Raw genomic sequence first — 22081 nt, 5'->3', positions numbered from 1 at the left:
CGTCGTCGCTGACCCTCCAGAGAGCGTGACCTCCGCAGGACCGGCACCCGGCCACTCCGCACGCGGAGCCCGCTCCGGTACACGAGGCCCCTCCTCCCGCGTGCGGGGGACGATCGCGAGACCATCCGTGCCGGATACCGGCAGTTTCGCTTCGGGAAGCGGTGGCGGCCCGTGGTCCTCGGCGAAGGCCGTAGAAGGTAGCGACACGGCCTGCAGGAGCGTGCCGACCATCACGAGTGACGCGCCCAGCGCCACACGGTCACGCCACCTGCGGCCCCGGACCAGGCGTCGCCGCCCTCTGTCGTCGCTCATCGCGTGCCTCGGCTCCTTCGCTGGCTCGGTCCTCGCGTCGTGGCACGTTGTGTCCGTGCTGGCGCGTGTGCGTCGGTTCTCTGTCATGAGGTGGGGATCTCGGTCTCGACACCGGAGTAGCCGGTGGCAAGCCAGGCCACCTGCGCGGTGGTCAGCGCCCCCCGGAAGGCCCACAGGTCGTCGACCGCGCCGGGCCAGTACTCGCCCCAGGCACCGCTGGGCGTGCGGGCGCGGCCGACCTGGAGGGAGTGGGCGGCGTCGAAGGTGGTGACGTTGTTCGCCCAGGAGACGGAGCCACAGGCGTCGTCGGTCTCGTCGAGGCAGGCCACCTCGTCGAGCCTGCCGTTGACGTAGAGCTGGGCCTGCCGGCGGAAGCCGTCATAAACCAACGCGATGTGGTTCCAGTACCGGACGTCGGAGAACTCTGTGTTGTCGACGCTGACGACGGTTGCGGCCTCGCTGTCGTCGTCGGCGAGCGCGATCTGCCAGACGTTGCGCCCGCTCGCCGGATCGGGCACGTACCGCACAGCGAACGCGCTCCGTGTGCTGCCGGCGCCGCTCACGAGCGTGGCCGCGTTCTGGGGCAGAGCGGCGGCCTGGGCCCATGCCGCGACAGTGAAGCTGGCCGACGTGTCCATCGGGACGGTTCCCGTTGTGGTCGCCGCGTGATCGTTGACGCCGTCCAGCAGCAGGGCACTGGCGTCGATGCGGCCGGATCCCACGGCCGGCCCGCCGCTGAGGTTCAGGGGGTTGCCGGCTACGGAGGAGTCCGGGGTGGTGGTTCCGGCGGCGTCAGTCTGTTCGAACTGCCAGCGGCCCGCTATGCGCGGGTTCTGGTGGAAGAGCTGCCAGACCTCGTCCCCCGTCGCCATGCGATCGAACAGGCGGACGTCGTCGATCTGGCCGGTCAGCTCGCCGGAGGTGGTGCCGTCGCGATGGTCGGCCGCGCCGATGGTCACCCGGCCGTTCGCGGTCCACAGGCCCGTGAAGGACTCGGAGGCGGCCAGTTGGCCGTTGACGTAGAGCCGGATCTCGCGCCGGTCGATGTCATGGACGCCGGCGACGTGCGTCCAACCTCCCAGCCCCGCCGCGGGGCAGTCCGGTTCGCTGGCCGTGCACGGCGACTGGCTGGCCTGCACGAGCGACCCGCTCGTGTCGTCCGCGGTCCAGCGACGGAAGGTCCAACCGCGGCCGTCCGCCGCGTGCAGCAGGGAGAAACCCCAGTTGTGGGAGGCGGTCTGGGCCGCGACCACCATGTTCTGGTTCGGTTTGTTCGCAGGGAGCTTCACCCAGGCGGCCAGGGTGAACGACTGGTAGGTGTCCAGCACCGGCTGGGTGGTGGCCACGTGGCCGCTACCGGCGGTGAAGGACGCGGCGGTGCCCGTCACGCCCTCGCCACCGAAGGCGACCTGGCCGTGCACCTCGGCCGGCGACGGCTGGCTGTACCCGGCCACGGCGGTGGCGTCGGCCGGCTCGTCCAGGGACCAGACCGCGAGGGCCGGCCGCGAGCCGGCGGTGATCTCCTCGTGGGCATGGAGAGCTGCGACCTGGGCGTCGGTCAACCAGTAGTCGTAGAAGCGGACCTCGTCCAGCTCGCCCGCGAAGAAGTCACCGGCCGTCTGACCAGTCAACGCCGCCCCCAGCGCGACCGTACCCCGCGCCTCCCACCAGTCGCCGAACGCGACGGAACCCGCCGGCTGCCCGTCGACGTAGAGCAGGAGCTGGCCACCGTCGACCCGCTTGTAGACACCCACCACGTGCGTCCACGCGCCCAACGCTGCCGCCTGGCCCTGCCGCACCGTCGTCACCGCAGCACTGCTGTTGTCGGCCCCGGTGCGGGAGAACGACCAGCCACCGCTACCCGGATCCACGGACAGCCGGAAGGCGTTGCCGACCTTGCCGGCCTGGGACACAGCCGTACCGGAGCCGGTGATGCCAGCCTCCGGGAGCCGGGCCCAGAACGAGACCGAGAAGCTCTTGGACGTGTCCACCACCGGAACCTCCGTCACGGCGTGCCCCCCGGCACCGCCCAACCGGAGCGCCGTGCCGCGCGCACCGGCGACACCAGGCGCGGCGTCGCCCGTCAGCGCGGCGCTCCAGGGCTCGCCCCGGCCCTGCGCGCTGCTCGCGCCCGCCTCCTCATCCAGGTCCCAGACCACGCGCTCGGGCGAGCCAGCCCTCACACGGAAGACGTAGGAGTGCTCCTCCGAGGCGTTGCCAGCCGTGTCGAGAGCCTGCACGGTGAGGACGTTGACGCCTGCGTCCGGAAGCAACCGAGCCGTCCGTGGATCGCCGCCCGTGGTGGTGAGCTGGTTCGCGGTGAGCGGCTCCCCGTTGAGGCCGTAGCGGTAGCGGTTCACGTCGCTCGCGGCGCTGTCGAAGGTGAAGTCGCCATACCTGCCCGCCCCGTCATGCCACGGGTCCAGCGGGTTCTCCGGGGCGGTCGCCGGATACTCCGGCGAGACGATCGTCGGTGCGGTAGGGGTCGTCGTGTCCATGTGGAACGTGCAGCGGTGTGGAGTACCGCTGCCCGACCAGGGCGAGTACTGCTTCCCATCATGGGAGCGGGCCTCCCACTGCACCCGCCCGTTGTCGGGCATAGAGGTGGGAAGCCTGACGGCGACGAGGGAATCGTCGCCCTGACCGGTGGTCAGCGCGGTTTCCCAGCGGACGATGTTTCCCTGCCCGTCCCCGGCGTCCCAGAACGCGCGGAACTGTACCCTGAGCTGGTCACCGTCAGGATCCCGGAGGTTGGTGGCGTAGATCTTGCCTCGGCTACGCACCCGGGCCGGGTCGCTGGGGGACGGGCACTGACCGCCGTACTCCATCACCAGCTGGTTGGTCCTGAGCTGGGGCGGCGGCCGGTTGTACGTGACACGCAGGAACGCCTCGTCGGCGAACCGCTTCCACCCCAGCCGGTCGTCCTCACTGGTCGCGCGCATGCCGAAGGTCAGGCTCTGCCAGTCGTTGTCCACGGCCTGCCGCATGGCAGACGTGACGTCGAACTCGGCGTCCGCCGCCGCGCACTCATCAGAGCCGTAGGCGAAGCTGCGGGTGTCGAGGCGATCGATCCAGAACGCGTCGTTGTCCTGGGTGTCCCAGGTCGTGCCCGAGTCGATGCCCTTGGTCCGCCATATCTGCACCTCACGGGCGGTACAGGAAGCCGAGTGCACGTTCCTGACCACGAAGTCGGCGTTGGTGATCTCCGCGCCGCCGAAGTCTTCGTTGATCGGGATGCGGTAGAAGAGGCGCTTGAGGTCATATGGGGCGCAGTAGTCCCAGCCGCAGTACCCGAGGCCAGCGTTGTTCTCGCCGTTGAACCTCCACTGCGGCGAGTCGTGCCAGTACCGCGAGACCATCGTCCACGCGGTCGCCTTGGGAGAGTGCCACTGCGGATCGATGAAGACCGGGAACTGCGTGTCCGCCCCGCGCAGCAGACCCTCGTCGGGTGTGAGGGACAGCCCGTCGTCCGTCACCTCCACCGCCACCTCGGCCCTGCGCGCCGACTCGGCCGGGTCCGTCAACGGCTCGGGCCCCCCGGCGCCCGCCGAACTCGCGGAGTCCGTGACGGCCCCACCGCTCGCGGTGTCACCGCCGCTGGAGTCCCACATGATCGGCACGGGCGCCTCGAACACCGGACTCCCCGCGCCCACATCCACCGCCTCAACGCCGCCCTCAGGCGTGACCTGAACGTCCATACCCTCGGCACTCAGGCCGAGCGTCAGCTCGGTCAGCTCCGCGCTCGCGGCCGCCTCGGCGGTGTGCACGACGAGCAACTGCGTGAAGCCGTCCGGCGTCGCACCCATCCGCAGATCCACATCCGGCAGCACGTCCCGGTAGACCGCCTCCGCCCCGTCGAGCTCGGGCGCCGGGAGACTGCCTGGCCAGCTCAACTCCAGAACACGGCCCGCACGCGTCATCTGCACCAGCGGATCGTCAACACCACCACCGGAGAACGCCAGACCGACCGTGGTGGCCCCCGGCACCACCACACCATCGGGCCCGACCGCCAGCGTCGTGTCGACCTCCCGCCACTCCCCATCCTCCCGAGTCCACACCGGACGCAGATACTCGCGCGCCTCCAGCGTCCCGTCGGGATGCGCGAAGACCTCCCTGGACTCCCCCCGCAGCGACAACACCTCGACCGCCTCGCCACCCTCGCGCGCCAGGGCAAACGCTTCCGCCTCCGACGCCGCCCCCTCCGACGCGACGGACTCCTCGCCAGCGGCACCGGCGTCGCTCGCGGATTCGGCATCGAGCGACCTCGCCTGACCCGCCGACGCCGTCGCCGTCGCGTGCGCCGCAGCGCCCGGTGGGTCAGCCCCGAGCAGCCCCACCGTCAAGGCCACCCCCAGGCAGCACGCCACACCAAGACGCGCACCCCTCATGATTTCTCCCCGAAATCTTCATGCCACGCGACGAGTTCGCAAGACCGCGAAGATCGTAAGGAGGAGACGTCCCCTTGTCTATGGGGCTAATACGACCGATACCGCCCGATGCTGCCGCGAGTTCACGAAACGCCTCGACGCGCCTCCCGACATGCGGCCACCCCGCCGCCCCTGCCGTACCCGTGCTGAGCCGGGCTCCTCGTTCACGGCATGAAGCGGTACGCGGCGCGGAAGCGGCACTCGCGGACTGGAGCCCGATGGGACGCGCCGTCACACGGCAGGGCGCCCAGCCCTGTGGACTCGCTCAAGCTCCTTGGTACTACCGGGGGTGGAATCTGGCAGCGGCGCGAGTCGTCGCCGCCTTGGCGGATGGTCCTGCCTGGCCATGTGGTGCGGGGAACCGGGTCTTCCACGGCGACAGGAACGGCTTCGCGCAGGGGCAGCCCGAACGGGGCTCCGCCACCGTCAATGTGGCGGCGCGGTTCACCAATGCAGTGAGTCAGGTCCTTCGTCGACGTCGATGTCGCTGTCGATGTCGATCGTGCACCAGACGCGCTTACCACTGCCGTCCTCGGCGGCTTCTGCCCCCCACCGTTCGGATACCTCGTTGACGATGGCCAGGCCTCGACCGCGTTCGGCCATCAGGTCCACCGCTCGGACACACGGCAGGACAGGTGATGAATCCGTGACCGCAATGCGGAGCCGGGTCACCTCACAGTCGAGGCTCACCGTGACCATGTCCTCCGGGCCGTCACTGCCGTGTTCCACGGCGTTCGCGAACAACTCGCCCGTGGCGAGCGCGGCGATCTCGAACGTGCCCGCGTAACCCCACGTTCTGAGGTGGGCTCTCACCAGGCGGCGCACCTCCGCGGCGTATTTCGTCGTGGCGGCGAACGTGGCGCTCAGGTGACAGGTCGGCGTAACAGCGGTCATCAGAACCACCCCCAACACGGCTGAATACGCATGGTGACCATACGATGGCGCGACACAATCCAGCGGACAGTGCGCGGTCAACTCATCCGCCGACAGAAGTCACGCGAACTCATGGCCCTCGCTCGGAAGAAGTGTTTCATCAATCTTCTGACCTGGTATCTCGTCGCTCTCGCACAACAGAACGAGCCTCTGCTCCGTTGCTCCCCCATAGCGGACTGCTGTATTAGTTGTCCAGGCAATCGGTCCGCCAGGAGATACATCACCAAAGTCGATCTACCCGAGAGAGAGGCACATGGCCAGCACGGACAGAGGCAGCACCGGGGACCTACCGCCCCTTGCCCACCGCCTGGAAACCATCATCTCCGCGTACTACCGGAACAGGCGGCGCCCCAGCTTCAAGGAGATGGCCAGAGAAATCGAACGGGAAACCGGCCGTTCGTTCTCCAGCACATACCTGTGGGAGCTCGCCACCGGCCGCAAGCAGAACGTGACCCCTGAGCATCTCCACACACTCGCCGAGTTCTTCGGCGTCACCCGGGACTACTTCACGGACCCCGAGGTCTCGGAGCGTGTTCGACGGCAGATGGAGTTCGCTGTCGCGCTCGGCAACGGCAAGGTTCGTGCTCTGGCCGCCAGAGCGGACGGTCTCTCCGACACCCACCTCGACGCCATCCTCGCGGTGGTCAATGCCATGTCGAACGATCCGACCGGGGAGAGCGACCCCGCAGCCTGACAGTAACGCCACCTGGAGGGTCCGACGTGCGTGGACAGGCGTTCCACCGTTGTTGTCTGCAAGGGGAAGAAGCGGAGCAGCGCATGACGACGACCACCGAATACCTTCACCTGCAGGCCCGCTGCCGAAAAATCCTCAACGACCTGCACGTCCCCCGGCCCTACTCCCGAGAAGGGCTGATCCACTGGCTGGAGGAGCTGCGCGGCCGCCCGCTGTTCCTCAGGGAGCTGCCGTGGCAGGCCGCCGGTGCCGGCATGTGCGGGCTGTGGGACGGCACGGACGCCGCGGACTACGTCTTCTACGAGAGGCGGACCGCTCCCGTCCATCAGGAGCACATCATCCTGCACGAGATCGGCCACATGCTCTCCGGACACCACCACGCACCGGTCAACGGCTCCGGCATCGGGTTCGACGGCGACCTGAGGGACCTGCTCGACGGCCTCCAACCGCGCCTCATCAAACGCCTGATGGCGCGAACGAGCTACACCAGCGCACAGGAGCGGGAAGCGGAGATGCTTGCCAGCCTGCTGCACAGCAGCGCGGACCTCCGTCGCACCTCCGGTGCGGTGGGGCGGCTCGGTGCCGTGCTCGGAGTGAGGGTGGCCGATGAGCATCACTGAGCTCGCCGACGGCATCGGCCGCCTCAGCATCGTCCTGATGTGGGTCGCGCTGGCCGTTCGCGCCAGGCCCGCGCTGAGAGACCCGCACCAGCGCGGCCTGTGGCTGGCGATCCTGACCGCGGCGACCGCCACGACACTCTTCCAACCGGAGGTCGTCGGCTGGGCCGTCGACGTCACCGGCGACGCCCGCGCCGTCACCGTCGCCCGCAACGTCATCGGTGTCGTCGCCGCCGGCTTGACGATCCTGTTCGTCGTCGACTCCGCCCGCCCAGGCCGTGCGAGGCTCCTCATCACCCTCGGGACGGCCGGCATCGTCATGTCGCTGCTCGGCATGGACCTCGCACAGGGGTCCTACCCCGGCCCGACCATCCCCGCCACCGGCGGCCCGGCGGACCCCTCGACCGTCTACTGGCTGGTCCTCTGCGGCGCCCACCTCGCCGCCGACGTGGCCATCGTCGTCATCTGCGGCGTCTACAGCCGACGCAGCAAGGACCCGGACCTCGCCTGGTCCCTCCGGCTGTTCGCGATCGGCAGCGCCCTCGCCGCTCTCTACTGGGCCGGGTACCTGGCGCACCTTCAGGCACGCGTCCCCGACCTCCTGCCGTTCCTCGCGGTCGTGATCAACCTCCACGGTGTCTCGCGAGCCCTCACCCTCCTGGTGCCGACGGCCAGCCGGACGGCGCGGCTTCTCCGGGACGCCCGCACGGTGTGGGTGCTGTGGCCGATGTGGCGCGACCTGTCCACCGCCGTTCCCAACGTCGCGCTGACCCAGCCCCAGGCCACCCGTCTCAGCCAGTTCCTCCGGCCTCGTTCCCCTCTGTCCCTCCAGGCACACCGACAGACGATCGAGACCTACGACGCCATCCTTCAGCTCCAGTCCCACCTCACGCCCCACACCTACTGGCGTGCCCTTCAACGGGCCCAGCAGCTGAAGGTCCCCGTCCTGCGCACAACGGCGGCGGCCCTCGCCGGCGCCGTCGGGCACGCCCGACGCGCCAAGCTCGACGGCGCGCCACCCACCGGCCCCCAAGCGCTGCCGGCCCTCGACCAGGGCGGCGTTCCTCTGCTGCTGGCGGTGGCCCGCCACTGGCCCACCATGTCGCGCACCACCCTTGCCCCCGATCCGCCCCACCCGACCCCGTAGGTCTGACGCGGAGAGCCTCGACCATGACCACCGCCCTCGTCACCGGCGGCACCGCCGGCATCGGCCTGGGATTCGCCCACCGCCTCGCCGCCGACGGCCACGACCTGGTCCTCGTCGCCCGCGACGAGAGCCGCCTCGACCAGACCGCCACCGCCCTCCACGACCGCTACGGCGTCACCACCACGGCCGTCCCCGCCGACCTCGCCACCCGAGACGGCTGCGCCACAGTCGAAGAACACCTCACCTCCACCCCCACCGACATCCTCATCAACAACGCGGGCCACAGCCTTCCCCTGCCCTACCCCCACAGCTCGCTCGACGACGAGGAACGCATGCTCGACCTCCTCGTCCGCGCTCCCCTCCGTCTCGCGCACGCCGCCATCCCCGGCATGGTGGAACGCGGCCGCGGCGCCATCCTCAACATCGCGTCCGTCGCCGGCCTGCTCCCTGCCGGCACCTACGGCGCCGCCAAGGCATGGCTCATCAACTTCAGCGAGTCCCTCCGCCACGACCTCCGCCCCCACGGCATCCGCGTCCTCGCCGTCTGCCCCGGCTTCACCCACACCCCCGGCGCCTCCCGCCTCCAAGGGGTCCCCCGGTGGATGTGGCTCACCGTCGACCAGGTCGTCACCCAGGCCATGAAGGACCTCCACCGCAACAAGCCCCGCAGCATCGCGGGCCCCCACTTCAGGCTCTACGCCACCGCCGTCCACCACGCCCCCCGCCGCCTCGCCGCCCGCCTGGCCCGCGACCGCACCCGTGCCCACCGACGCTGAGCCGTCCCGGCGGACCGGCGGTACAGGACCCAGCTTCGCCGCATCTTCGGGAGAACAGGGCCGTAGTCTCCGTGGGTTCAGGAAAACCGAGGACCCTTCAGTGCGAACCCACGGGGTCCGCCGGTGAGCCTCACTTCATGCATCCGTGGATTCGGCTGGAACACGAGGATGCTGGGCGAGTCGACGGGCTTCGACTGTGACGTCAGCGTCGACCTGTGCCGATGCCCTGTCGCCGTATTCCAGGATGTCGTACTCGTCGTCCAGTTCGGCGAGACGCTCGGCCAGAGGCAGCTCGTGGCCGAAGCGCTTGTGGATACGGAAGGCCAGCTCGCGTGGAGTCAGCTCGCCGGCCAGCATCCGGGCGGCGAGTGCTCGTACGGCGGCCTCCTGTCCGGCAACGCTGCCGACCGGGTAGAAGGTGAGGCCCAGTTCATCGAGTGCCGGGGGCAGGAGGTCGGGGACATCGTAGTCCGCCTCCGCGCGTGTGCACGCGGCCAAGATCCGCAGGGCAGGACTGTCGAGGCCGGCAACGAGTGCGTCACAGGCACCCGCAACGACCTCGGTTGCACGGATCTCGCCCATGCTCCAGAGAACGGCACGGTCCTGAAGCTCGCGGGCTGCTGAGTCGGTCGAGGGCATCTGTCCATGGTTTCGTCGCCGGGTTGAGCAGGTCGAGCGAGTTTCACCGCGAACCTGCTCGGCAGCCTCTCCCAGCACCTTGATCACGGGGATGACGGCTCGGCAGCGCTCAGGGGTCGCACGTATATCGCACACACGAGCCGCAAGCTGGCATCATCACCGCGCAATTCACCCGTTTGCCAGGTGGTAACTTCGATCTTTCGGGAGTGAAGGTTGGTATAGTTCTTTATGTCGAAGGTGATTGGCCTCGCTCTTCGACGCGAATCACACCCCCAGATCTCGATGGGAACGCGACTCATGCCTCCTTCCCTCAACCCAGAAGTGGACCGCGCACGATTTCGTCGGCGGCAACCGCACCCCGGGAGGCGCCTTGTCGCACCCCCGATTCCATGGTCCGAGGGTCGGCCGCAGGGCCCGACGGTGACGGCCAGCTCGGCCGACTGGTCGGGGGCCGACCGGTCGGGCACCAGCGCCGTGGCCCCCCTGTCGGTCGACGACCGTGTGCGGGCTCAGGCTGCCGCCATCGCCGGCGCGGCGTTCTCGGTCTTCCTGCCGCTGGTGCTCGGCGCCCTCGTGGTGACGTCGGCCTGGACCGGATGGGTGAACGTGATGGCGATGCACACCTACCTGGACGTCCCCCGGGCACTGCCGGGGTCGATGTGGGCCGTGCCCATCGCCGTGCAGACCTTCATCATCGTGGGCGAGGCGACGATGGTCCTGAACTCAGTTCTCCGCCGACGGTGGATCGTGGCCAGCGGGGCAGCGGCCGTCGCGGCCGGGTACGGCGCCGAGATCGGGGCCCACGTGTACTACGGGGAAGCCCCGGACACCATCGCCACCATGATCGTGGCCGCCGCGGCGAGCGGCGGTGGATGGGCCCTGGTCGCCGCGCTGCTCGACCGCGGCGTACAGCTCGCGAACTCGGGAGTCGACCCCGAGCGGCTCCCTCCACGGTCGGGGAGCAGTGGTCGGCGTGGACGAAAGAGCCGTGAGCATGTGGCGTCAGGGTCGGAGTCGAGGTCGGGCCGTCGCACTCGTCGGCAACTGCTTGACATCGTCCGAGCCCTGGAGCCCGACCGGCCGAGCCTCAGCCCGAACTTCGTCGCCACGAGAGTCGGGGTCTCCTGGGCGAACGCCAAGTCGCTGCTCAGCGAAGTCGGCCGACTTCTGCCTCCTCCGCAAGGGGGCACCGCCCCGCGCCCTCGATATAAACAATCGGCGATGAGCCGACCTGGGGATGTTAGGCAAATCAGGTGAACCAGATGGCTCGCCACAGAGCCGAGCCAGGAACTGGGCGATCTACGTAAACAATCGTTAGCGGCCAGGCCACTGCCGAACGGCTGCTGCACCCCCGTTCCCGTGAGAAGGGTCGGCACATCGTGTCCGGAGTCCGTGAACCCCATCTCAAGCTCACCGAAGTGCTCGCCGAACTCGACATGTCCCGCGCCGCCTTCTACCGCATGCGCGCGCGTGGGCTCGCCCCGACGTCCATCAAGCTTCCCAACGGCCACCTGCGCTTCCGTCGCTCCGATCTCGACGACTGGCTCAGGGAGTGCGAGGAGACCGTCCTGTGCTGACGTACGACGTGCGGATCTACGCCATCGAGGTGCGGCGCGACCGGCCCAAGCCGCATCGCGTGCGCTGGCGCGTAGGGAAGCGCGACCACTCGAAGTCGTTCCGACTCAAGCCGCAGGCGGACGGCCGCCGCTCGGAGTTGATGTCGGCCGTGCGCAGAGGGGAGCAGTTCGACACCGAGACCGGTCTACCAGTCTCCGAACTTCGAGCTCAGAGGGGCTCGGTGACCTGGTACGAGCACACCCGCTCCTTCGTCGACCGCACGTGGGACAGGATCCCCGCGAAGTCGCGACGCAACGTCGCCGACGCGCTGGCCACCATCACACCGGCACTCGTGAAGGCAGAAGCGGGCGGTCCCGACCCTCGCGTGCTCCGCCGAGCGCTGTACAGCTGGGCATACAACAAGAACCGCTGGCAGGAGGAACCGCCCGCGCAGTGGGCGAAGGCCCTGACGTGGGTGGAGAAGCACTCCCTTTCCATGGCGGAGCTCGAAGATCCGCCGACGCTGCGCCGGGCGCTGGAAGCCCTCGGCGAGCGCCTCGACGGGAAGCCGGCCGCAGCCCGAACCGTCAAGCGAAAGCGGGCCTGCCTGAGCGACGTCCTCGGCCTGGCCGTGGAGGAGAAACTGCTGCCCAGTGGCATCAACCCCCTCACCTCGCTTCGGTGGGCGACACCGCGCACCGCCGAGCAGGTCGATCCGGAGAGCGTCGCCAACCCGCACCAGGTTCGGCAGCTGCTGGCCGGTGTGCGCGCACAGGGGTCGCGCGGCGAGCACCTGGAGGCGTTCTTCGGGTGCCTTTACTACGCGGCGATGCGGCCGGCTGAGGCCATCCGCCTGACGAAGCGGCAGTGCTTCCTGCCGAAGCGGGGCTGGGGCAGGCTCGTGCTCCGGGGCGGCGTCGTGCGGGCGGGTCGGGGCTGGACGGACGACGGGCAGGCACACGAGGTGCGCGGCCTGAAGGCGCGGGCTCCCGAGGACTCCCGGCCGGTTCCCGTTCCTCCGTCCTTCGTGCGCATGCTGCGCTGGCACATCGAGAGATTCGGCACCACCGACGACGGGCGGCTGTTCCGGACGAGCAGGGGTGGGCTGCTGCAGGAGAGCGGCTACGGCGAGGTGTGGGCCAGAGCCCGTCGTGAGGTGCTCAGCGAGCAGGAGGTCGCGTCGCTGCTCGCGCGCAGACCCTACGACCTGCGGTTGGCCGGGATCTCCTTCTGGCTCAGCTCGGGCGTCGACCCGGCCGAGTGTGCCCGCCGGGCGGGGCACAGCCTGGCCGTTCTCTTCCGCGTGTACGCCAAGATCCTCGCGCACAACGAGGACCGGGCGAACCGACGGATCGAGGCCGCCATACGCGAGTGGGACGCCGCCGGGACGTAGGCAAAGGGCGCGCCCCTGGGGCACATATGGGGGGTCGAGGTCTGATCGGTGCCGCGACAGGGGCGAGACAGACAGGGGCAGACCGGGTATTTCGATTGTTGTTCGGTGGGGAGATCTGAGGACACGAACGAAGGCCCCCTGAGCAGCGTTGCAGCTGGTCAGAGGGCCTTTCGTATGGTGTGGCGGCGCCAGGATTCGAACCTGGGAAGGCTGAGCCGGCAGATTTACAGTCTGCTCCCTTTGGCCACTCGGGCACACCGCCTTGCGACGCGTAAACGATACCTGATCCCGTGGGGGTCTTCGCCACTCGGTTCGGCTGCGTCACCGGAGGTCGGGCGCCAGCGCATCCCCGTGGGCGCGGCCGACCGGTCGGGCAGGGGGTGCGTGTCGTCATGGGGGTGGTGGGCGGTGGTGGTCGGCGGGGTTGGGGGGCACCGCATCGGGTTGGTGGGGGTGTGCGGGCTGGTGTGCCCGAGTCGTCCGGGTGTGTGGGGCACCGTCTACGGTGTCACGCATGAGTGAGGAAGACGGCCCCTACGAGCCGTACGAGCTGCGTCCGGGTGTGCCCACCGTCGAGGTCTTCCGGCGCCTGCGGACCGACGCCGGGCTGTCCGACAAGGCGCCCGAGGCGGTCGCGCTCGCGCTGCCCAACACCTGGTACGGGGTCGTGCTCCACCACGAGGGCGAGCCCGTCGGGATGGGGAGGGTCGTCGGGGACGGCGGCACCGCGTTCCAGGTCGTCGACGTCTGCGTGCACCCGGCGCACCAGGGGCGGGGGCTCGGAGGGCGGATCATGGCAGCGCTCACGGAGGAACTGGAGCGGCGGGCGCCCGCGACCGCGTACGTCTCGCTGATCGCGGACGGTCCCGCGCGCTTCCTCTACGAGAAGTTCGGCTTCGTCGACACCGCCACGCACGACTCGATCGGCATGTACCGCGTGATGGGCGGCCCGCCCCGTTCCCCCGCGGACGGAGGGTCTCCTCAGGCGGGGGCGTGACGCGGCAGGTCCAGCAGGACGATCTCGCAGTCGTAGTGCTGTGAGGCCGTCATCGAGCCGCGGAACCACAGCAGGGGTGTCCGCGTGGGGTCGCCGGGTGCCACGATCGGGCGCAGGTTGTCCACGTCGGAGTTCTCGGTGACGGGGTTCCACTCCCACGTCGCCCCGCCGTCCGGCGTGCGGGCGTGGAAGATCTCGTGGTGCGGCAGCGTGGCGCCGGTGCGCGGGTCGACGGGCGTGGAGACGTAGACGGAGTCCAGGTCGTGGGGGTCGATCGCGGCGAGGCCGGTGTAGTCCTCCTCGTGGGGCAGCAGGCCGGGGCCGGCCTGGGCGAGCTGGTGGACGCTCCACGTGCCGCCTGGTGACAGGCGGGCGTGGAAGAAGCGGAGGTCGGGGGCGGGGCGCGTGCGGTCGTAGCGGTCCCGCGTGGCCTCCGGGGTGGCTCCGGCGCGGGCGGTGAGGACCGCGGCGACGGTGCCGTCGGGCGAGCGTCGGACGTCGCTGGTCCAGCAGTGCGACATCCACGCGTCGCCCCGTCGCGCGTTCGCGGCCAGGACCGTGGTGAGGTCGGCCTGGTTGGGAGCCGCGCCGTTCAGCGCCGCAGCGTCGAGCACGCTGCCGTCGCTGCGGTGCAGTGCGCCGTTCTCCAGGTATCCGTGGTAGATCGCGTTGTCGTGGTCGCGTGGGTGGTGGTCGGTGGTGACGAGGTCGATGCGGTGGCCGTCGCCGTGGTACCGGGTGTAGCCGTTGACGTAGCCGATCTTGGGGCGGGTGAAGAGCTTGCCCGCGTAGGACCAGGTGTCGCCGTCGTCGTCCGAGACCAGGGCGCACGGGTCGTCGTTGACCGCCCGTGCGAAGCAGTAGAGGCGACCGTCCATGGCGTGGAGGTTGGAGTAGGTGACGCCTCGGCCGCCGGTCAGTTCGCCCCAGTCGAAGGTCCGCTCCTCGCCCCACGTGGTCGGGTCGCCGGGCTCGCTGATCCGCCAGCGGGTGAGGTCGTCGCTCTTGTGCTTGGCGTAGACCGCGAGCCAGCGGCCGTCCGAGCGGTGCCACAGCGCCGGGGCGTCGTGGTCGTCGGTTTCGAGGCGCTCGTGCAGGACGACGACCGTGCTCGTTCCCGTCCGCAGGTCGACCACCGTGAGTTCGACGTTGCCGGAGCGCGAGGCGCCGCCCGGGCCCTCCGCGGCCGCGACGGATCCGACGACGAGGGTCTGGGTCGCCGGGTCGACGAGGGCGCGCTCGTCCTGGAACCAGCACCAGGCGCCGTTGTCGTTGATGACCGTCGGCCTGGGGGTGGAGGGTGCCACGGGACGGGCCATGGGGGTGGGTCCCTTCGGGTGGTGGGCGGGTCACGGCCGCGCTGGTCGAACTGGTCGTGAGCTGGTCGAGCTGGTCGAGAGGTGATGGTAAGCGCTTGCGGCGGCGACTGGCGACCAGCGACAGGGAGAGCCGGCGGCGGTCCGCCGTCCTTCTCGTCCGACACGTCGGCCGGCGGACCGATCGCCGTTCGCGAGACGCCGCGCGCCGCGCGGGCGCCGCGTCAGTCCTCCAGCGTCGAGGGCGGCGTGCCCAGGGCGGCGAGCTCCGGCCAGAACGCCTCGGGGATCGTGGTGTTCTGTAGCTGACGCAGCTGTGCCAGGCGCTCGGGACGGCCGACCCCGACGACCGTCGAGGCGATCCCGGGGTGGCGCAGCGAGTGGTGCAACGCCACGGCCCGCAGCGGAAGCTCCCACCGCCGGCACAGCTGGCGGGCGCGCTCCACCCAGGCGAGGAGCTCGGGACCCGCCTGGGCGTAGGCGTAGCTCTCGCTCGTGCCGGCGAGGAGGCCGCCGCCGAAGGGGGCGGCGTTGAAGACGCCCATGCCGCGGTCGGCCGCGAGGTCGATCAGCTCCTCGCCCCTGCGGTCCACGATCGTGTACCGGTTGTGGGTCAGCAGGACGTCGAACGCGCCGCTGAGGGCGTAGCGGCGCATCAGGGAGACGGGCCCCGCGGCGATGCCGAGGGCGCCGACCAGCCCCTGCTCGCGCAGCTCGGTCAGGCCCTGCACGGCCCCGCCGGGCGCGAACGCCTCCTCGACCTCGATGGTGTAGGGGTCGTGCAGGTGGAGCAGCGGCAGGTGGTCGAGTCCCAGGCGCGTGACGCTCTCCTCGAACGACCGCCAGACCCGGTCGCGGTCGAGCGCGCCCGTGTCGGGGTCGGCGTCCACCTTGGTCACGATCGCTTTGCCGGCGGGAAGGCCCTCGCGGCGGACGGCGGTGCCGAGGACGGTCTCGCTGCGGCCCTGGGCGTAGTTGTTGGAGGTGTCGATCACGGCGAACGGGCCCGCGAACATCGCGCGCGCCAGGGCGTCGGCGTCCTCGGCCGGGGTCCCGTCCGGGTGGGGCGGGTCGCCGAGGAAGGAGGTGCCGACGCTGATCGCCGTCGCGTGTAGTGAGGTCCCGGGCACGATCCGGTCGTCCGTCAACTCGTCCATCGTTCCTCGTTCCTCGTTCCTTCGCTCCCGCGTCCCGCGCGCGCGTCTGTTCGACGCGCTCCCGCCGGCTGGACCCTAGCAGCGGCGCCGCGACCACGGCGCGGGCCCACGGCGTGCGTGGCGGGCGTCCGCCGGAGGTTCGTCCGCTCGACGGAGATGTGGTCGCGACCGCGAATCGCGTTCTCCGCCGGCGCGATCGCCTCCTCCGGAGACGAGGTCCGCGGGCTGCGGTCCGCGGGCGATCCCTCGTCCCCGGCCACGTGCCGCCGGTGAGCAGGGGAGCCGACACGGGCCCGGCGTCGGGTCCGTGGCCGGGCCGGGGAGGGCCGGTCCCGGTCGCCCCGGTCGACCCCTGTCCCGGCCGGCGCCGCGCCGTGCCAACGGCCGTGCGTGGCCGAGGAGTTCACGTGAGGCGGCGGGCGAGGGGCGGCGAGTGGCAGGGGCGCGGGCACGGCAACAGATTCGAACTGGTGATCCATTTCCGGCGTGAAACAACGAAACGAAAGCTGGTGCACGGGGGTTGACGGGCTTCACGAGGCGCGCCTAGCTTGCCTGATAAGCAGTTATCAGAGCCTGATAAACGGATCTTCCAGCCGTCCGGTGCTATCCCGTGCGGGGGAGAGGAGTTTGGCATGGAATCCATGGGGATTTCGGCACACGGCATCGAGATGCGGTTCACGCGCCGGGGTCAGGAGCAGGTCGTTCTGGAGAACCTCGACATCAGCATCGAACCGGGCAGCTTCGTCACCCTTCTCGGCCCTTCGGGGTGCGGGAAGAGCACCCTTCTGAAGATACTCGGCGGTATCCTCGCGCCCACCGCGGGCGAGGCGTTCATCGGTGGCCGTCCGGCCGCGGAAGCCGTCAAGGAACGGCGCATCGGACTCGTTCCCCAGAAGCCCTCCCTCCTCCCCTGGAAATCCGCCCTCCAGAACGCCGCGATGCTTCGGCAGCTCGCGACGGGCGAACGCGCGTCCCAGGCGACGAGCGCCGCGGAAGGGGCGCTGGAGATGGTCGGTCTCGCCGCCGCGCGCGACAAACTCCCCCACGAGCTGTCCGGCGGCATGGCCCAACGCGTGTCCATCGCCCGCGCCCTCGCCATGGACCCCGCCATTCTGCTCATGGACGAGCCCTTCGGCGCGCTCGACGCCATCACCCGCGACGTGATGAACGAGAAACTCGCCGAGATCTGGGCGGCGACGGGAAAGACCGTCGTCTTCGTCACGCACTCGATCCCGGAAGCCGTCTTCCTCTCCGACACCGTGCACGTGATGGGCGCGAACCCCGGCCGTGTCATCGACACGCACCCGATTCAGCTGCCCCGCCCCCGCGACCGGGAGGTCTTCGCCGACCAGCGCTTCGGCGTCTACACCTCCCGGCTGCGCGAACAACTCGAACCGAAAGTGACGGTCTGACGATGACGCTCGCAGAGGAGACCGTGACGACGAAGACGACCCCCGCCAGCGGCCCCGGCCCCCGCCGCGGCGCGCTCCGCTCCTGGTGGCACCGGTCCTGGCCCAGCGTCGCCGTGTTCCTCGGCGCCTGCCTGGTGTGGGAGCTGTGGGTGGAGGTCTTCGACGTCTCCGAGTTCACGCTCGCCAAACCCAGCGAGATCCTGGCCGAGATCGAAAGCTCAAGCGACCTTCTCCTCGACGCGGCCTGGGTGACCACGGAGGAGATCCTCTACGGATTCGTGCTCAGTCTCGTCGTGGGGGTCCTGCTCGCGGTCCTCATCGTCCGCTTCTCCTGGCTCGACCGCGCGCTCTATCCGCTGATCGTGCTCTTCCAGGTGGTGCCCAAGGTGGCGCTCGCGCCCATCTTCATCCTCTGGTTCGGCTACGAACTCGCGCCCAAACTCCTCCTCATCGTGGTGATCGCCTTCTTCCCGATCACCCTCAACATGATCGTCGGTCTCCGCGCCGTCGACCAGGACCTGCTGCTGCTCATGCGGTCCGTGGGCTCCAGCCGGAGTCAGATCCTCCGCCAGGTCCAGATTCCCACCTCCCTTCCCTACCTCTTCGCGGGAATGCGCATCGCCATCACCCTGGCGGTGATCGGCGCCGTGGTCGCTGAGTTCGCGGGCGCGTCGGACGGGTTGGGATATCTCATCCAGTTCGCCTCCACCCAGCTCGACACGCCCCTGATGTTCGCGGCGCTGACCGTCGTCTCCCTGCTCGGGCTGATCCTCTACTACGGCCTCTCCCTCCTCGAGTTCGTTCTGGGAAAGCGGTACCCGCACATCACGGCCGGCGACGAGTAACGCCCCCGCTGTCGCCCTCCTCCCCAGCAAGGAGTTCCCATGCGCCTGCTCAACGGAAAGCACCCCGCCCTACTCGCCGGTGCCGTCTCCACGGCCCTGCTGCTCACCGCCTGCGGATCGGACGACGAAGGCGGCGGCGGGGACGCCAGCGGCCTCGACACCGTCACCGTGCAGCTCGACTACCAGGTCCGCGGAAACCACGGAATGTTCTACGTCGCCGACGAACTCGGCTACTTCGAGGACGAGGGAATCGCGATCGAGGAGATCAGAACCGGCAGCGGCTCTCCCGACGCCCTGCGGCTCGTCGGCGACGGCGGCGCCGACTTCGGCTTCGCCGACCTGCCGTCGCTCGTCACCGCCCGCTCCCAGAACGTCCCCGTGAAGGCGCTGGCCGCCGTCAACCAGTCCTCCCCGCTCGGCATGTGCACGGTCAGGGACAAGGTGCGGCTCCAGAGCATCGACGACCTCCGGGGCCTGACCGCCGGCATCCACTCGGCCGGCTCGACCTTCATCTTCTACGAGACGCTGCTGGCCGCCAACGGCATCGACCGCTCCGAGATGGAGGAGGCCAGCGTCACCCCGCCCTACGAGAACTACCTGATCCAGGGCAGGGTCGACACCGTCCCCTGCTACATCGACGCCGAGGTCCCCCAGCTGGAGGACGCCGCGGGCGGCGAGGGCTCCCTCGACGTCCTGCTCGGCTCCGACCACGGCTACGAGGTCTACGGCTCCGGCCTGTTCACCACCGACGAGCTGATCGAGAACGACCCGGACCTGGTGCAGCGCTTCACCAACGCCTACCTGCGGGCCTTCCAGTACGTCATCGACAACCCGGCGGAGACGGCCACGCTGCTCAGCGAGTCCTCCCCGGAGCTGGCCGACAAGGCCGACCTCTTCGAGCGCCAGATCCAGGCCGACATCGACCACACCTTCACCAGCGACCTCACCGAGCAGCACGGCATCGGCGCCATGGACGAGGCCATGTGGCAGTCCACCATCGACACCCTCGCCGAGCAGGGCGCCCTGAGCGGCAGCACGCCCGCTCCCGCGGACGTGTACGACGCCAGCTTCGTCGAGAACCACCAGGACGGCTCCTGATCCCCGGCAAGGACACCCCGTCGTACCGGGGACGAGTGGAGAGCAACGCGATGACCACCACGGTTGAGAAGAACGGACGCCACGCCGAGATCGCCGGTGCCGGCTTCGCGGGCCTGACCGCCGCCACCGCGCTCGCCCAGCGCGGCTGGACGGTGCGGGTCCACGAGAAGGGCGCGGAACTGCGGGAGCAGGGCGCCGGCATCGTCCTGTGGCACAACAGCCTGAAGGTCCTCAAGGCCATCGACGCCTACGACCGGGTGATGGCCGACTCGATGACCCCGCCCTGGTACGAGACGCGACGTCAGCACGTCAGCGTCTCGCACGAGGACTTCGGCGGGATGCCCTGGCGCACCATGACCCGCCCCCACCTGCACAAGGCGCTGCTGGAGACGGCGCTGCGCTCGGGGGTGGAGATCCACACGGGCTCGGAGGTCGTCGCCGCCGACCCCCGGGGCGGCATCACCCTCGCCTCGGGCGAGGTCCTCACCGCCGACCTGGTGGTGGGAGCCGACGGGGTGCGCTCCCGCGTCAGGGACTCCGTCGGCTTCGAACAGGAGCGCTGGAAGTCCAGGGACGGCATCTTCCGCTTCCTCGTGCCGCGTTCCCGGGCGGAGCTCGGCGAGGGCGAGTGGGACAACGTCATCGACTTCTGGAACCTCGAACCCCGCTACCTCCGGGTGCTGTACGTGCCCTGCAACGAGCGCGAGCTGTACATCGCGCTCGGCGCCCCGCGCGCCGACGAGCAGGCCACCCGCGCCCCGATCGACCTCGACCTGTGGACGGGCACCTTCCCGGAGCTCGCCCCGGTGCTGCGCCACGCCCACGTCTCGCCCGACCCCCGGTACTACGGCTACCAGACCACGCTCCTGGAGGAGTGGAGCCGTGGCGTCGTCGGCCTCGTGGGCGACGCCGCACACGCCATGTGCCCCGCGCTCGCCCAGGGCGCCGGCTGCGCGATGGCCAACGCCTACACCCTCGCCGTCGCCGCCACCGAGGCCGATCGGGACGGGATCGCGGAGGCGCTGCACGCGTGGCAGCGCTGGGAGCGGCCGATCACCGACCGCTGCCAGAGACGCTCCGCCGACTTCGCCGCCAGCCGCGGCATGGCGCGGGGCGACCAGTTCACCCTCGAAGCCCTCGAAACCGCCCTCTACGACCCGACCAACCCCAACCGCCACGCCCTGGCGCTCGTCCGGGACTGACGAAGGAGCTGAGCAGCATGTCAGCTGAGCACGCCGAGCCGGCAACACGGGCCGAGCAGGCAGCGCAGGCCGAGCAGGCGGAGAGGGCCGTGCGCGAGCACTACCAGGTCCGCCGCTGGGTGGGGCTGGTCGAGGAGATCTGGCACGAGAACGGCCCGGTGGCGGCCGTGCCGCTGGTGAAGGCCGTCAGCGGCGTCGTGATCAGGAACCCGTTCGCCGGCCGGTGGGCCGAGGACCTCTCCCGCCTCACCGCTCCCAGCGCCGCCCTGGGTACCGCGCTCGGCCTGCGGGCCGCCGCGCTGCTCGGCGGGCGCGAGGTCCAGAGCTACGGCAAGGGCGGGATCGCCGGGCTGGCCGGCGAGCAGGAACACGTGGTCGCCTGCGTCACCACGGTCTTCGGCAACGCCCTGCGCGACGCGGTGGGCGGCGGCTCCGCCTGGATCAGCTCCGCGACCAAGACCGCCGCGGCCGGCACCAGCCTGGACGTCCCGCTCGCGTACAAGGACGAGGTGTACGTCCGTTCCCACTACGACGCGGTCAGCGTCGCCGTCACCGACGCGCCCCGCCCGGACGAACTCCTCATCTGCGCCGCCGTGGCCACCGGTGGCCGGCTCCACCACCGCGTCGGCGGCCTGAGCGTGGCCGAGGCCCGCGCCTCGGCCGGCGCCTGACCCGGCCGCCCCGCGCCCGGCGGTCCGGACCCGCCCGGCCGCGTCCGCCCTCGCCCGCCCCAGCCCGGCGACCCCCAGAAGGACCGATCCGTCAGAAAGGCCCCCGCATGTCCCGCCCGAGCGACCCGCCCAACACCCTCTACACGCAGGACGACTCGATCGCCACCACCCTGGGCCACCTGGCCCGCGCCCACCGCATCCTGGAGATGGAGGGCCACGGCGACATGTCCATGGGCCACCTCTCCTACCGCGACCCCCACGGCCGCGGCCTGTGGCTCAAGTGCGGCAACCTCGGCCTGGAGGAGGTCGGGGCCGCAGACCACATCCTCATCGACTTCGACGGCACCGTCCTGGAGGGCCAGGGCCTGCGCCACCTGGAGTGGCCCCTGCACGCCGAGATCATGCGCGCCCGCCCGGACGTGAACGTCGTCGGCCACTCCCATCCCTTCCACGCCACCGTCTTCGGCGCCAGCGACGCCCCGCTGGAGACCGTGCACAACCACGGCGCCTGGTTCGCCGAGCACGGCGTGCCGCGCTTCGACTCCACCAGCCACATCATCACCACCCCCGAACTCGGCAGGGAGGTGGCCGGAGTGCTGGGCGCCGCCGAGGCCGTCCTCCTGGCCCACCACGGCGTCGCCTTCGTCGGCCGGTCCGTCAAGGACGCCACCCTGGCCGGGATCTTCCTGGAGTGGTCGGCGAGGTTCCAGCTGGCGCTGGCCGCCTCCGGCCTGCCGTACGACGCCCCCGACCGGGAGGAGAGCGTCGAGAAGAACCGGCGCATCCACCCCGACCGGGCCCGGGACAACTACTGGATGTACTTCAACCGCAAGCTCGACCGGCTGGAGGGCGCGGCGGCCTGACCCCCCACCGCACGGCGTCCCCACC

At 70.3% G+C, this 22081-nt stretch carries 19 protein-coding genes and 1 tRNA gene; 14 read left to right on the top strand and 6 right to left on the bottom strand.

Going from position 1 to position 22081, the window contains the following annotated elements; translation table 11 throughout:
- Positions 1-395 precede the first annotated feature (395 nt).
- Both ACTWP5_RS15445 and ACTWP5_RS15440 read right to left on the bottom strand, forming a co-directional pair.
- Positions 396-4451, bottom strand: coding sequence for a LamG-like jellyroll fold domain-containing protein (locus ACTWP5_RS15445; RefSeq protein ID WP_443221515.1), 4056 nt, complete (start codon positions 4449-4451; stop codon positions 396-398).
- Between the two features lie 732 nt (positions 4452-5183).
- Entirely contained in the window at positions 5184-5633 is a 450-nt protein-coding gene (locus ACTWP5_RS15440; RefSeq protein WP_443221514.1) for an ATP-binding protein, read from the bottom strand.
- 292 nt (positions 5634-5925) lie between these two features.
- Here ACTWP5_RS15440 and ACTWP5_RS15435 point away from each other — a divergent pair, with 292 nt between their 5' ends.
- The 4 genes from ACTWP5_RS15435 to ACTWP5_RS15420 all read left to right on the top strand — a co-directional run bounded on the left by ACTWP5_RS15435 (position 5926) and on the right by ACTWP5_RS15420 (position 8906).
- Complete coding sequence (locus ACTWP5_RS15435; protein WP_443221513.1) at positions 5926-6366, top strand: hypothetical protein; 441 nt, start codon at positions 5926-5928, stop codon at positions 6364-6366.
- A gap of 83 nt (positions 6367-6449) precedes the next feature.
- The gene (locus ACTWP5_RS15430) at positions 6450-6986 is read left to right on the top strand and encodes a regulator component (RefSeq protein ID WP_443221512.1); all 537 of its coding nucleotides are present in this window, start codon (positions 6450-6452) and stop codon (positions 6984-6986) included.
- Positions 6973-8130, top strand: a complete 1158-nt coding sequence (locus ACTWP5_RS15425) for an MAB_1171c family putative transporter (RefSeq protein WP_443221511.1) — start codon at positions 6973-6975, stop codon at positions 8128-8130. The genes ACTWP5_RS15430 and ACTWP5_RS15425 overlap by 14 nt, the downstream gene beginning before the upstream one ends.
- Before the next feature lie 23 nt (positions 8131-8153).
- Positions 8154-8906, top strand: coding sequence for an SDR family NAD(P)-dependent oxidoreductase (locus ACTWP5_RS15420; protein ID WP_443221510.1), 753 nt, complete (start codon positions 8154-8156; stop codon positions 8904-8906).
- A 135-nt stretch (positions 8907-9041) separates the two neighbouring features.
- Here ACTWP5_RS15420 and ACTWP5_RS15415 read toward each other — a convergent pair whose 3' ends face one another.
- Positions 9042-9545 (bottom strand): hypothetical protein, encoded by a 504-nt coding sequence (locus tag ACTWP5_RS15415; RefSeq protein WP_443221509.1) that lies wholly within the window; start codon positions 9543-9545, stop codon positions 9042-9044.
- Positions 9546-9965: 420 nt separating this feature from the next.
- Here ACTWP5_RS15415 and ACTWP5_RS15410 point away from each other — a divergent pair, with 420 nt between their 5' ends.
- The 3 genes from ACTWP5_RS15410 (at position 9966) to ACTWP5_RS15400 (ending at position 12495) form a co-directional block, all read left to right on the top strand.
- Complete coding sequence (locus ACTWP5_RS15410; protein ID WP_443221508.1) at positions 9966-10802, top strand: hypothetical protein; 837 nt, start codon at positions 9966-9968, stop codon at positions 10800-10802.
- A 122-nt stretch (positions 10803-10924) separates the two neighbouring features.
- The gene (locus ACTWP5_RS15405; protein ID WP_443221507.1) at positions 10925-11122 is read left to right on the top strand and encodes a helix-turn-helix transcriptional regulator; all 198 of its coding nucleotides are present in this window, start codon (positions 10925-10927) and stop codon (positions 11120-11122) included.
- Positions 11119-12495, top strand: a complete 1377-nt coding sequence (locus tag ACTWP5_RS15400; RefSeq protein WP_443221581.1) for a tyrosine-type recombinase/integrase — start codon at positions 11119-11121, stop codon at positions 12493-12495. The genes ACTWP5_RS15405 and ACTWP5_RS15400 overlap by 4 nt, the downstream gene beginning before the upstream one ends.
- Positions 12496-12675: 180 nt before the next feature.
- On the opposite strand, the gene ACTWP5_RS15395 is transcribed toward ACTWP5_RS15400, so the two are convergent.
- Positions 12676-12757: transfer RNA gene (locus tag ACTWP5_RS15395), tRNA-Tyr, on the bottom strand.
- A gap of 252 nt (positions 12758-13009) precedes the next feature.
- On the opposite strand from ACTWP5_RS15395, the gene ACTWP5_RS15390 reads away from it, so the two are divergent.
- Positions 13010-13492 (top strand): GNAT family N-acetyltransferase, encoded by a 483-nt coding sequence (locus ACTWP5_RS15390; protein WP_443221506.1) that lies wholly within the window; start codon positions 13010-13012, stop codon positions 13490-13492.
- Here ACTWP5_RS15390 and ACTWP5_RS15385 read toward each other — a convergent pair.
- Both ACTWP5_RS15385 and ACTWP5_RS15380 read right to left on the bottom strand, forming a co-directional pair.
- Entirely contained in the window at positions 13477-14811 is a 1335-nt protein-coding gene (locus ACTWP5_RS15385; protein ID WP_443221505.1) for a BNR-4 repeat-containing protein, read from the bottom strand. The genes ACTWP5_RS15390 and ACTWP5_RS15385 overlap by 16 nt on opposite strands.
- A gap of 221 nt (positions 14812-15032) precedes the next feature.
- A complete protein-coding gene (locus ACTWP5_RS15380) occupies positions 15033-15965 on the bottom strand; it encodes an aldo/keto reductase (RefSeq protein WP_443221504.1) in 933 nt (310 codons plus the stop codon).
- Between the two features lie 548 nt (positions 15966-16513).
- Between ACTWP5_RS15380 and ACTWP5_RS15375 the strand changes: the two genes are divergently transcribed.
- From ACTWP5_RS15375 to ACTWP5_RS15350, 6 genes are all read left to right on the top strand, one after another.
- Complete coding sequence (locus ACTWP5_RS15375; RefSeq protein ID WP_443221503.1) at positions 16514-17377, top strand: ABC transporter ATP-binding protein; 864 nt, start codon at positions 16514-16516, stop codon at positions 17375-17377.
- 2 nt (positions 17378-17379) lie between these two features.
- Positions 17380-18222, top strand: coding sequence for an ABC transporter permease (locus ACTWP5_RS15370; RefSeq protein ID WP_443221502.1), 843 nt, complete (start codon positions 17380-17382; stop codon positions 18220-18222).
- 39 nt (positions 18223-18261) lie between these two features.
- Positions 18262-19320: an ABC transporter substrate-binding protein gene (locus tag ACTWP5_RS15365; RefSeq protein ID WP_443221501.1), complete on the top strand. Its 1059-nt coding sequence runs from the start codon at positions 18262-18264 to the stop codon at positions 19318-19320.
- Positions 19321-19370: 50 nt separating this feature from the next.
- A complete protein-coding gene (locus tag ACTWP5_RS15360) occupies positions 19371-20522 on the top strand; it encodes an FAD-dependent oxidoreductase (protein WP_443221500.1) in 1152 nt (383 codons plus the stop codon).
- 17 nt (positions 20523-20539) lie between these two features.
- Positions 20540-21193: an amino acid synthesis family protein gene (locus tag ACTWP5_RS15355; RefSeq protein ID WP_443221499.1), complete on the top strand. Its 654-nt coding sequence runs from the start codon at positions 20540-20542 to the stop codon at positions 21191-21193.
- A gap of 107 nt (positions 21194-21300) precedes the next feature.
- Entirely contained in the window at positions 21301-22056 is a 756-nt protein-coding gene (locus tag ACTWP5_RS15350) for a class II aldolase/adducin family protein (protein WP_443221498.1), read from the top strand.
- Positions 22057-22081 lie beyond the last annotated feature (25 nt).

This window comes from Streptomyces sp. 4N509B, from assembly GCF_052245655.1.
Taxonomy (GTDB): Bacteria; Actinomycetota; Actinomycetes; order Streptomycetales; family Streptomycetaceae; genus Streptomyces.
This window is presented reverse-complemented; position numbering and strand designations above follow the sequence as displayed.

Bases quoted from the DNA above. Each gene is read 5' to 3' on its own strand.
- ACTWP5_RS15440 (WP_443221514.1), bottom strand. From the start codon at position 5,633: ATGACCGCTGTTACGCCGACCTGTCACCTGAGCGCCACGTTCGCCGCC.
- ACTWP5_RS15435 (WP_443221513.1), top strand. From the start codon at position 5,926: ATGGCCAGCACGGACAGAGGCAGCACCGGGGACCTACCGCCCCTTGCC.
- ACTWP5_RS15430 (WP_443221512.1), top strand. From the start codon at position 6,450: ATGACGACGACCACCGAATACCTTCACCTGCAGGCCCGCTGCCGAAAA.
- ACTWP5_RS15425 (WP_443221511.1), top strand. From the start codon at position 6,973: ATGAGCATCACTGAGCTCGCCGACGGCATCGGCCGCCTCAGCATCGTC.
- ACTWP5_RS15420 (WP_443221510.1), top strand. From the start codon at position 8,154: ATGACCACCGCCCTCGTCACCGGCGGCACCGCCGGCATCGGCCTGGGA.
- ACTWP5_RS15415 (WP_443221509.1), bottom strand. From the start codon at position 9,545: ATGCCCTCGACCGACTCAGCAGCCCGCGAGCTTCAGGACCGTGCCGTT.
- ACTWP5_RS15390 (WP_443221506.1), top strand. From the start codon at position 13,010: ATGAGTGAGGAAGACGGCCCCTACGAGCCGTACGAGCTGCGTCCGGGT.
- ACTWP5_RS15385 (WP_443221505.1), bottom strand. From the start codon at position 14,811: ATGGCCCGTCCCGTGGCACCCTCCACCCCCAGGCCGACGGTCATCAAC.
- ACTWP5_RS15380 (WP_443221504.1), bottom strand. From the start codon at position 15,965: ATGGACGAGTTGACGGACGACCGGATCGTGCCCGGGACCTCACTACAC.
- ACTWP5_RS15370 (WP_443221502.1), top strand. From the start codon at position 17,380: ATGACGCTCGCAGAGGAGACCGTGACGACGAAGACGACCCCCGCCAGC.
- ACTWP5_RS15365 (WP_443221501.1), top strand. From the start codon at position 18,262: ATGCGCCTGCTCAACGGAAAGCACCCCGCCCTACTCGCCGGTGCCGTC.
- ACTWP5_RS15360 (WP_443221500.1), top strand. From the start codon at position 19,371: ATGACCACCACGGTTGAGAAGAACGGACGCCACGCCGAGATCGCCGGT.
- ACTWP5_RS15355 (WP_443221499.1), top strand. From the start codon at position 20,540: ATGTCAGCTGAGCACGCCGAGCCGGCAACACGGGCCGAGCAGGCAGCG.
- ACTWP5_RS15350 (WP_443221498.1), top strand. From the start codon at position 21,301: ATGTCCCGCCCGAGCGACCCGCCCAACACCCTCTACACGCAGGACGAC.